9 protein-coding genes, 1 tRNA gene, 1 other RNA gene and 2 pseudogenes are annotated in these 10,186 nt (G+C 74.5%); 7 read left to right on the plus strand and 6 right to left on the minus strand.

Annotated features, from left to right (window positions below; translation table 11 throughout):
• The 5 genes from NBM05_RS14565 to NBM05_RS14585 all read right to left on the minus strand — a co-directional run.
• Positions 1–369, minus strand: a 369-nt coding sequence (locus NBM05_RS14565) for an ATP-binding cassette domain-containing protein (protein WP_254168929.1), incomplete at its 3' end; no start/stop codon positions are given.
• On the minus strand, positions 366–1,211 hold the full coding sequence (locus NBM05_RS14570) for an ABC transporter permease (protein ID WP_254168931.1): 846 nt from the start codon (positions 1,209–1,211) through the stop codon (positions 366–368). The genes NBM05_RS14565 and NBM05_RS14570, both read right to left, overlap by 4 nt.
• On the minus strand, positions 1,208–2,020 hold the full coding sequence (modA, locus tag NBM05_RS14575; RefSeq protein WP_254168933.1) for a molybdate ABC transporter substrate-binding protein: 813 nt from the start codon (positions 2,018–2,020) through the stop codon (positions 1,208–1,210). The genes NBM05_RS14570 and modA overlap by 4 nt, the downstream gene beginning before the upstream one ends.
• A complete protein-coding gene (locus tag NBM05_RS14580) occupies positions 2,017–2,415 on the minus strand; it encodes a TOBE domain-containing protein (protein ID WP_254168935.1) in 399 nt (132 codons plus the stop codon). Before NBM05_RS14580 ends, modA begins: the two co-directional genes overlap by 4 nt.
• A 123-nt stretch (positions 2,416–2,538) precedes the next feature.
• Positions 2,539–2,626: transfer RNA gene (locus tag NBM05_RS14585), tRNA-Ser, on the minus strand.
• 155 nt (positions 2,627–2,781) lie between these two features.
• On the opposite strand from NBM05_RS14585, the gene ffs reads away from it, so the two are divergent.
• From ffs to recR, 5 genes and pseudogenes are all read left to right on the plus strand, one after another.
• Positions 2,782–2,881: signal recognition particle sRNA small type (ffs, locus tag NBM05_RS14590), an RNA gene on the plus strand.
• A 188-nt stretch (positions 2,882–3,069) separates the two neighbouring features.
• Positions 3,070–4,704 (plus strand): annotated as a pseudogene (locus NBM05_RS14595) (DNA polymerase III subunit gamma and tau); the annotation flags it as partial.
• A gap of 834 nt (positions 4,705–5,538) precedes the next feature.
• Positions 5,539–5,964: a hypothetical protein gene (locus tag NBM05_RS14600; protein ID WP_254168939.1), complete on the plus strand. Its 426-nt coding sequence runs from the start codon at positions 5,539–5,541 to the stop codon at positions 5,962–5,964.
• 56 nt (positions 5,965–6,020) lie between these two features.
• Complete coding sequence (locus tag NBM05_RS14605) at positions 6,021–6,455, plus strand: hypothetical protein (protein WP_254168941.1); 435 nt, start codon at positions 6,021–6,023, stop codon at positions 6,453–6,455.
• Between the two features lie 36 nt (positions 6,456–6,491).
• Positions 6,492–7,475 (plus strand): recombination mediator RecR, encoded by a 984-nt coding sequence (gene recR / locus NBM05_RS14610; protein ID WP_254168943.1) that lies wholly within the window; start codon positions 6,492–6,494, stop codon positions 7,473–7,475.
• Between the two features lie 12 nt (positions 7,476–7,487).
• Here recR and NBM05_RS14615 read toward each other — a convergent pair whose 3' ends face one another.
• Positions 7,488–8,321, minus strand: coding sequence for a siderophore-interacting protein (locus NBM05_RS14615; protein ID WP_254168945.1), 834 nt, complete (start codon positions 8,319–8,321; stop codon positions 7,488–7,490).
• A 225-nt stretch (positions 8,322–8,546) separates the two neighbouring features.
• Here NBM05_RS14615 and NBM05_RS14620 point away from each other — a divergent pair, with 225 nt between their 5' ends.
• Positions 8,547–9,842, plus strand: a complete 1,296-nt coding sequence (locus NBM05_RS14620) for an aspartate kinase (RefSeq protein WP_254168947.1) — start codon at positions 8,547–8,549, stop codon at positions 9,840–9,842.
• Positions 9,843–9,848: 6 nt separating this feature from the next.
• A pseudogene (locus NBM05_RS14625) lies at positions 9,849–10,186 on the plus strand (hypothetical protein); the annotation flags it as partial.

Raw genomic sequence — 10,186 nt, forward strand, 5'->3', positions numbered from 1 at the left:
GTCCTCGAGCCATCGCCCGGCCCGCTCCCGCGCCGCGCGCCGCCCCAGGCCCCGCGAGCGCGGAGCGAAGGCGACGTTCTCCAGCACCGTCAGGTGCGGGAAGAGCAGGGGCCGCTGGGCCATGAGCGTCACGCCGCGGCGGTGCGGGGGCACCCAGGTGCCGCGGCCGGCGTCGTCGAGGTCGAAGAGCACCCGGTCCCCCACCGCGCCGCGGCCGGCGGCGGGGATCAGCAGGCCGGCCAGGACGTCCAGGACGGTCGACTTCCCTGCCCCGTTGGGGCCGGTGATGCCGAGGACGCGCCCCCGCCCGAGCTCGAAGGAGACGTCCACGCCGCGCTCGGGGACGCGGGCGGCGAAGGTCAGGGTCATCGCGGCCCCCTCGAGGCGCTGCCCCTCGCCGAGGCGCGGACCTTCGGCGCGGACAGGCCCACGACGGCGATCGCCACGGCCACGAGCACCAGGGACAGGGCCACCGCGGCGTCGGGGTCCGTCTCCCGCTGCAGGTAGATCTCCAGCGGCAGGGTGCGGGTGGTGCCCTGCAGCGAGCCGGCGAAGGTCAGGGTCGCGCCGAACTCGCCCAGGCTCCGGGCGAAGGCCAGGACCGCCCCGGAGGCCAGGCCGGGCAGCACCAGCGGCAGCGTGACGCGGCGCAGCACGGTTCCGGGGCCGGCGCCGAGCGTCGCGGCGAGCCCCTCGTACCGGGTGCCCGCGCTGCGCAGCGCGCCCTCCAGCCCCACCACGAGGAAGGGCAGGGAGACGAAGGTCTGGGCGAGCACGACCGCTGTCGTGGTGAACGCGACCGAGACGCCCAGCACCTCGAGGTGCTGCCCCAGCAGGCCCGTCCGGCCGTAGACGTACAGCAGCGCGATCCCGCCCACCACCGGGGGCAGGACCAGCGGGAGCAGGATCAGGGCGCGCAGGAGCCTCAGGCCGGGGAAGCTCGAGCGCGCGAGCACCAGGGCCAGCGGCGTGCCGAGCAGGATGCACAGCACGGTGCTGGCGAGGGCCGTCCGCAGGCTCAGCCACAGCGCGGCGAGCGAGGACTCGGAGGTGATCAGCCCCCAGAAGCCGGACGGGTCGATCCGCAGGACCATCCCCAGCACCGGCAGCACCACGAAGAGTGCGCCGAGGGCGGCGGGCGCCGCGACCCACCACGGCAGCGCCAGGTGGTGGCGCGGCCTGCGGCGTCCCGCCGGTGAAGATGCCGTCACGGCGCCCCGAAGCCCTCCTCCGCCAGCCGCTCCTGGCCGCGCGGGCCCTGGACGAAGCTCGCGAACTCCCGGGCCAGCTCGGCGTCCCCCGAGGACCTCAGGGCGGCGATCGGGTACCGGTTGAGCGCGTCGTCGGCTTCGGGGATGGGGATTTCCTCCACGGCGTCGCCGGCGGCGGTGACGTCGGTCCGGTACACCACGCCCGCGTCGGCCTGGCCGGAGGTCACCTTGCCCATCACGTCGGTCACCGCGCTCTCCTCGCTGACCGGGCGCAGCACGACGCCGGTGGCCTCCTCGACGCGCTCGGTCGCCGCTCCGCAGGGGACGCGCCGCTCGCAGACCACGGTCGTGACGCCCTCGCGCGCCAGGTCCTGGAACGAGGCGATCCCCGCCGGGTTGCCCGCGGGCACCGCGATGGTCAGCTCGTTGGTGGCGAAGATCTCCGGCTGCCCGTCCACGAGATCGGCCTCCACCACCTGGTCCATGGTGGCCTCGTCGGCCGAGGCGAAGACGTCGGCGGGCGCGCCGTCCTCGAGCTGGGTCACGAGGGTCGAGGAGCCGCCGAAGCTGAACTCGACGTCGACGCCGTCGTGCTCCTGTTCGAACTGCTCGCCCAGGTCCTCGAACGATTCGGTGAGGGAGGCCGCGGCGAACACGGTCAGGGTGCGGTCCTCGGCGGCGTCGGCCCCTCCCCCGCCGGGCCCGGAGCCGCACCCCGTGGCGGCGAGCGCCAGCAGGCCCGCGCCGAAGAGCGCCGCGGCGGCCCGGCGGGTCGACCTGCAGGCGATCGGGTGCTCGGCGAAGCTCACGGGCCCGGCACCTCCACCATGACGTTGGTGGACTTGATGACGGCGGTGGCCACCGAACCCGGCTCGAGGCCCAGGTCCCGCACGGCCTCGGTGCTCATGAGGGAGACGACCCGGTGCGGGCCGCACTGCAGCTCGACCTGGGACATGACCCGGTCCGAGGTCACCGCGGTGACCAGGCCGACGAAGCGGTTGCGGGCGGAGCTGGCGACGTGGGTCGGGTCGGCCGGCGACTCGGACTGCTCCCTGACCAGACGGGCCAGCTCGAGGCCGTCGACGACCGTGGCGCCGGAGGGGGACTTGGAGCCGGTCAGCTTCTCGGCGGCGATCCAGCGGCGGACGGTGTCGTCGCTGACGCCGAGGAAGCGGGCCGCTTCGGGGATTGAGAGGGTGGTCATAGCCACACCATACCCTCATGGGCGGGCGACAGAGCGTGAAACGCCCGCATCTGCGGGTCGGAGCGTCGGAGCCCGAGAGGCCCGCAGACAGAAGAAGCCCCCGGTCTCCCGGGGGCTTCTCGGTGGCGGAGGATGGGGGATTTGAACCCCCGAGGGCGTGAACCCAACACGCGTTCCAGGCGTGCGCCATAGGCCGCTAGGCGAATCCTCCAGGTGCCCGCTCGACCACCTCGCGGCGATCTCACGAAAGCGAACGGACTCGACCTTACACAACGTGCGCCGCGCGTGCCAACTCATCCCCCGCGGAGGTGGCGCAGAACACGGATCCGCCGGTGTGACACCCGCCCTCGGCGTGGGCTAAGCTGTTCCAAGCCCCTCGCGTGGCGTCATCTTGGAAAACTCCCCCAGGGCCGGAAGGCAGCAAGGGTATCCGGGCTCTGACGGGTGCGCGAGGGGTCTTATCGTTTAATCTCGCGACTCGTCGCTGGCCCGCAAAACGCCCCGCATCCTTCGGTTCCGGCCCGGAGATCCGCGCCAGGGCGCCGCATCCGGGTCGCCCGGGCGGCGTCGGCCTCCGGATGGGCGCCCTCGGCCGTCGTCCACAGACGTCCCCCGCGTCCGCTCCCGCCGCGAGGACCGGCTAGGCTTTAACGGGTGAGCACAGCACTGTATCGCCGTTACCGCCCGGAGACGTTCGCGGACGTCATCGGGCAGGAGCACGTCACCGAGCCGCTGATGACGGCCCTGCAGAAGAACCGCGTCAACCACGCCTACCTGTTCTCCGGCCCGCGCGGCTGCGGCAAGACCACCTCGGCGCGCATCCTCGCGCGCTGCCTCAACTGCGAGCAGGGCCCCACCCCGACGCCGTGCGGGCAGTGCGAGTCCTGCCGCGAGCTGGCCCGGGACGGCTCCGGCTCCCTGGACGTCATCGAGATGGACGCCGCCTCCCACGGCGGCGTGGACCACGCGCGCGACCTGCGCGAGCGCGCGACCTTCGCCCCCGTCCGGGACCGGTACAAGATCTTCATCATCGACGAGGCGCACATGGTGACCCGCGAGGGGTTCAACGCGCTGCTCAAGATCGTCGAGGAGCCGCCGGAGCACATCAAGTTCATCTTCGCGACCACCGAGCCCAGCAAGGTGCTCAGCACCATCCGCTCGCGGACCCACCACTACCCGTTCCGGCTCGTGGCGCCCGAGGTGCTGCGCGGCTACCTCAAGCACCTGTGCGAGCGCGAGGAGATCGAGGTGGAGCAGGGCGTGCTGCCGCTGGTCGTGCGGGCCGGCGCCGGGTCGGTGCGCGACTCGCTCTCCGTGCTGGACCAGCTCATGGCCGGCGCCGGGGAGCGGGGGATCACCTACGACCTCGCCGTCGCGCTGCTCGGGTTCACCCACGCGGAGCTGCTGGACGGCGTCGTGGACTCCTTCGCGGCCGGGGACGCCTCGGCCGTGTTCCAGGCCGTGGACCGCGTGGTGCAGACCGGGCAGGACCCGCGCCGCTTCGTCGAGGACCTGCTGGAGCGGTTTCGGGACCTCATCATCGTCAAGGCCGTGCCGGAGTCGGCCGCCTCCATCCTGCACGGGATGCCGGAGGACCAGATCGACCGCATGCGGGGCCAGGCCACGCAGCTCGGCGCGGCCGAGCTCTCCCGCGCCGCGGACATCGCCAACGCGGCCCTGACCGAGATGACCGGCGCCACTAGCCCCCAGCTGCACCTCGAGCTGCTGTGCGCGCGGATCCTGCTCCCCACCGCGGACGACTCCTCGCGCGGCGTCAACGCCCGGGTGGACCGGCTGGAGCGGCGCATCAACATCGGGTCCGTGGGGGCCGTGGCGGCACCGCTGCACGCGGACCAGGCCGCGGCCACGACGCCGGAGACCCCGGCCGAGCACGCGGCCGCCGTGGCCGACGAGGGCTCGTTCCCCGCGCGCCAGGAGGCTTCCGCCGGAGGGCGCGAGGCAGCCCTGGCCATGGCGCGGCGCAACCGGTCCGCGCCCGTGGGGCAGCAGGAGCAGGATCGCGCCCCGGAGCAGGATCGGGGCCAGGAGCAGGACGCCGCCCCGCAGCAGGAGCAGGTCCTGGAGCAGGACACCGCCCCGGAGCAGGGCCAGTACCGGGGCGAGGCGCCGGAGCGGACGGACGGCCCGGACGCCGATGCACCGGGATCGGCCCCGCAGGCCCCCGCCGACCAGGGATTCCAGGGCCCCGGGACGGCTCCCGCGCCGGAGGGACCGGCCGTTGACGCCGCCCCGCAGCGCCCCGACCAGCCCGGCGAGCCCCAGCGGCCGGCGCGCGAGGACGCCCCGCCTCCCCGGCCGGCGCGGCCGACGCAGCCGGCGCCAGTCTCGAAGCCGGCGCCACCTCGGGAGCCGGAACCGGTCCCGACGCCGGGGCGGGCGCCGAGGAGCCCGCCTACCGCGCCCAGCCGACCTCCCCCGCGGACGCCGGCCAGGTCAACCTCGTGGAGCGCTCGTGGCCCGACGTCGTCGCCGCCGTGGGCGCGCGCTCCAAGGTCGCGCAGGCGACCTTCCGCGAGTGCCGCCCCACGCGGTTCGAGAACGGCGTCCTCTACGTCACCTCCAGCGGCCCCGGCATCCAGTCGCGGGTCGAGCGCTACGCCGACGCCCTGAGCGGGGCCGTCCAGGAGACCCTCGGGATCTCCTGCACCGTGGCCCTGGACGGCAACGCCCCGGGCGGCCCGGGACGTCCCGGCGGCCCCGGCGGTCCCGGCGGCATGACGCCGGGCGGACCGGACCCCCGGGGCCAAGCGCCCGGCGGCCGGGCACCCGACGCCTCCCAGCAGAGCGCCCCACCCGCCGACGGCGGCCCCGAGCCGGCGGCGCACGCCCGGACGCCCAGCGGCGCCCGAGGACCAGGACTGGCCCTCGGACGAGCAGTGGGGCCGGGCGGCCCGCCAGGGCAACAGCCAGACCCCGGAGCCGCCGGCCGCGCCGTCCTCGGAGCGCCCCGGCGACCGCCCGGACCGGACGGACCAGCCCCGCAGCCTCTCGGACGGTCCCCGCGGGGGCGACGAGGCGTGGCAGCGCCACGGCGAGCCCTCCTCGGACGACGCCCCCGACTGGTCCGCCGACTCCTCGGGCGAGGGCTTCAGCGACTGGGCCGTGGCCGAGATCCCCGGCGAGGCCCCCGAGCCGGCCCAGCCCTCCCACCTCCGCGTCATCCCCGGCGCCCCCGAGCCGTCCCCGGACGACCCGTGGACCGGCGGCGACGCCGCCGAGGAGGAGCCCCCCAGCACCACCTCCAGCCTCTCCGTGGTCCCGCGCCCGCCGGAGGACGACGTCGAGCCCTCCCCGGCCGACGACGACGCCGAGCGCCCCTCCCGCGAGGAGGCGCCCGCCCGCCCGGCCCACGACTGGTCGGTCGCCGCCCGCGGCGCGGGCGCCCGGGGCACCCCGTGGACGGGTGCCGCAGCGGCTGGGGATACTCGGGCCCCGACGGCGCCGCCGGCCCTCCGACCACCCCTCGAAGTGGCGCCAGCGCATGCAGCACCTCACCCGGGTGGGCGAGACCGGCCACGACGCCGGTGACGGCCCCTCCGGCGCGGGCGCGGTCCGTGAGGAGGGCGGCCCCGGTGAGGGCGTGCGTGGCGGGCCTCCGTCAGCCGCCCGCCGGCCCCTCCTCCGCCGGATCCGCGCCCGTCGCCGGCGGCGCCCCGGCCGCGGCCCCGCGGTCCGAGGCGCCGGCGGCCCACCCGCAGGAGCGTCAGCGGCACCTCCACGCCGTGCGCAGCGACGCCCCGGCCGAGGAGCGGCCCGAGGCGGCGCCGGAGGAGTCCCGCGGCCAGCGGTCCTTCCGCGAGCGTCACGCGGCGACCATCGCCGCCGCGGCGCGGGACGGGTCGCGGGACCGGAACTACCCCGTGGACCCTCAGGCCCCCGAGCCCCCGGACGACTGGGACGACTTCGTCCCCGAGCCCGAGGACGAGGACATCGAGGACTCCGCGCTGTACGGCCAGGCCGCCGTCGAGACCATCCTGGGCGGGCGCGTCATCGACGAGCGCCCCCACCACCAGTCGTAGCAGGCCCCGCGGGAGCGGGACCGGGAAAGAGGAGCCGTGTACCAGGGAGCAGTCCAGGACCTGATCGACGAGCTCGGGCGGCTTCCGGGCGTCGGGCCCAAGTCCGCCCAGCGCATCGCCTTCTACATCCTCAACTCGCCCGCCGAGGAGATGGAGAAGCTGGCCGGCGCGATCACGATGGTCAAGAGCAAGGTCTCCTTCTGCGAGATCTGCGGCAACATCTCCGAGGCGCCCAAGTGCTCCATCTGCCGGGACGCCCGCCGCGACTCCTCGATCATCTGCGTGGTCGAGGAGCCCAAGGACGTCTCGGCGATCGAGCGCACGGGCAGCTTCTCCGGCCGGTACCACGTGCTCGGCGGCTCGATCGACCCGATGCAGGGCATCGGCCCGGAGCGGCTGCGCGTCCGCGAGCTGGTCACGCGCCTGTCCGACGAGTCGGTCCAGGAGATCATCCTCGCCATGGACCCCAACCTCGAGGGCGAGGCCACCGCGACCTACCTCTCGCGCATGCTCACCCCCATCGGCGTCACGGTCTCCCGGCTGGCCTCGGGCCTCCCGGTGGGCGGCGACCTGGAGTACGCGGACGAGATCACCCTCGGCCGCGCGATGGAGGGCCGCCGCATCCTCACCGCGGGCCAGCGCCGCGCCCAGCCGGCCCAGCCGGCCCAGCGCTCGATGGACGAGGAGCTCGCCGAGGACGCCGCAGCCGCCGACGCCGCCAGCGAGCCCGCGCAGGCCCCCGGCGCCTCGGGCTCCGAGGAGCTGGACGGGGCGAGCGCCTCGGGATCGCCCGACGCCGGGACCGCCCCCGGTCAGGACGCCAACCCCGACTCCGACGCGGACGCCGACGACGCCCCGCTCACGGGATCCGGCCCGGCCGCCCAGGACTCCGGCACCGACGACGCCGGCGCCGAGAACCCGACCCAGGACCCCGCCCCGCAGGCGCCGCCCGCCGACCCGTACCGGCGCTACCCGACCCCCCGCCGCGGCGAGAAGTTCGCCAACCCCTGGGCCGACTGACCGGCCCGGGCCTCACCCCTCCTTCAGCTTCCAGTACCCGCTGGAGTACCCGTGCCCCTTGGGCAGCCGCAGCTCCTGCCGCATCCAGGCGCGCAGCGGCCTGATCGAGCCGGACTCGCCCGCCAGCCACATGAAGACGTGCCCCTCCGGCACCCCGCCAGCTATCACGGTCTCCGCCAGGCGGGACTCCGCGCCCTCGCGGGTGACCCACTCGACCGAGACCCCCTCCGGCGCGTCGATCTCCTGGCGCGAATCCGGCGAGGGCACCTCGACCACGGCCCGCCCCCGCGCGCCGCGGGGCATCGCCTCGAGCCACCGGGCCATGCCCGGCAGCCCGGTCTCGTCGCCCGCGAGGAGGTAGAAGTCGTAGCCGTCGTCGACCCGGTACCCGGACTTGGGGCCCAGGACGTAGACGGGGTCGCCGGGACGCAGCGCCCGGGCCCACTCCACCCCGCGCCCCCGCCCGTGCAGGACCACGTTGATCTCGAGCTCCCCGGTGGCGGGGTCGTGCCGGCGGACGGTGTACTTCCGGGAGGGCGGCGTGGGCTTGGGCCACACCGGCTTCTCCCCCTTGTACTCGGGCTCGGGCAGCGTCGAGGACCCGGCGGGCGGGATCACCACGCGCACGTACTCCCCCACCAGCCCCCGCGACTCGACGCCGGCGCCCTCCCCGGGCGCGGCCACGATCCGCAGGACGCTGGGGCTGGCCCACTCGACCCGCACCGCCGTCAGGACGGCGAGGCGCATGGGGTACTTGACCTTCTCCATCGGGGGCGGGCCCGCAGGCTCCGTCCCGGACTCGCCGGGAGCCGCCCCGCCGGCCTTCTTCGCCGCCTTCTCGCCCATCCTGGACCCCGCTTCCTCGGCTCGTTCGCCGTCACGGCGACGGCTGCCGTCACCCCCCACGCTAGACCCGCCTCGCGCGTCTATGAAGCGTTCATGTCGCCCGTTCCCCCGGGGAGTTTCATACTATGGAAACACTCACACATACGCGCGGGTACCCACGCCAGCCGCTACCCTTGAACACGGCCCCCGGGCCGGTCCCGCACCCACACCTCGTTGGAGACAACCATGAGCCTCATCGTCCAGAAGTTCGGCGGATCGTCCGTGTCAGACGCCGAGGGCGTCAAGCGCGTCGCCCGCCGCATCGTCGAGACGAAGGCCCGCGGCAACGACGTCGTCGTGGTGGTCTCCGCGATGGGCGACACCACGGACGACCTGCTGGACCTCGCCCACGAGGTCTCCTCCGACCGGGGCTCCAGCCGCGAGCTGGACATGCTGCTGACCGCGGGCGAGCGCATCTCGATGGCCGTCCTGGCGATGGCCGTGCACGAGCTCGGCGCCCCCGCGCAGTCCTTCACCGGCTCGCAGGCCGGCATGATCACCGACGGCATCCACGGCGCGGCCCGCCTGGTGGAGGTCCAGCCGCACCGCATCCGCGAGTCCCTCGCGGCCGGGAACATCGCCATCGTCGCCGGCTTCCAGGGCATGAACCGCCAGACACGGGACATCACCACGATGGGCCGCGGCGGCTCGGACACCACGGCCGTGGCGATGGCCGCCGCCCTCAACGCCGACTACTGCGAGATCTACTCCGACGTCGACGGCGTCTTCACCGCCGACCCCCGCATCGTCAGCTCGGCGCACAAGCTCAACGAGGTCTCCAGCGAGGAGATGCTGGAGATGGCCGCCAACGGCGCCAAGATCCTGCACCTGCGCTGCGTCGAGTACGCCCGCCGCTTCAACCTGAAACTTCATGTCCGCTCCTCCTTCAGCGATCTGGAGGGCACGTGGGTCATCCCGAGCGCCACGGACGCGGACTCCGCCGAACTCATGAAGGAGATCCCCTTGGAACAGCCGCTCATCTCGGGCGTCGCCCACGACCGCAGCCAGGCGAAGATCACGGTCGTCGGGGTGCCCGACGTCCCCGGCTACGCCGCCAAGATCTTCGGCTCGCTCAACGACGCCCACGTGAACCTGGACATGATCGTGCAGAACGTGTCCACCAAGTCCGCCGAGCGCACCCACATCTCCTTCACCCTCCCCCAGGACCAGGGCGGCACCGCCCTCGCCGTGCTGCGCAGGGTGCAGCAGGAGATCGGCTTCGAGGACATCGAGTACGACGACTCGATCGGCAAGCTCTCCCTCGTCGGCGCGGGCATGAAGTCCAACCCGGGCGTCTCCTTCCAGTTCTTCGAGGCCCTCTCCGAGGCCGGGGTCAACATCGACATGATCTCGACCTCCGAGATCCGCATCTCCGTGGTCACCCGCGCCGACCTGCTCGACGCCGCGGTCCGCGCCGTGCACACCGCCTTCGGCCTGGACAGCGACGACGAGGCCACCGTCTACGGCGGCACCGGCCGCTAAGAGGGCGTGGACACCACCGCTCCGAGCGCGCGCCGCCTCGACCCGGTCCTCGCGACCGGGCCGCAGTGGCGCGCGCTCGCCGAGGAGCACCGCGAGCGCGCCGCCGTCTACGCCGAGCCGTTCGTGGAGCGCCGCAACCGCGGCGCGAAGCACCCGGTGGAGGACTTCCTCTTCACCTACTACACGCTCAAGCCGGGCCAGTTCGTCCGCTGGCACCCGGGGGCCGGCGTCGTGCTGCTCGACGCCGCCGAGCGGCTCGAGTGGAAGTTCTACCGCGCCGCGCGCCCGGAGGAGCTGACGGCCGCGGGCCTGAGCGAGGCCGAGGCCGCCGAGCAGGCGGGGAC

It is taken from the genome of Rothia santali (assembly GCF_024199905.1).
Classification (GTDB): domain Bacteria; phylum Actinomycetota; class Actinomycetes; order Actinomycetales; family Micrococcaceae; genus Rothia; species Rothia santali.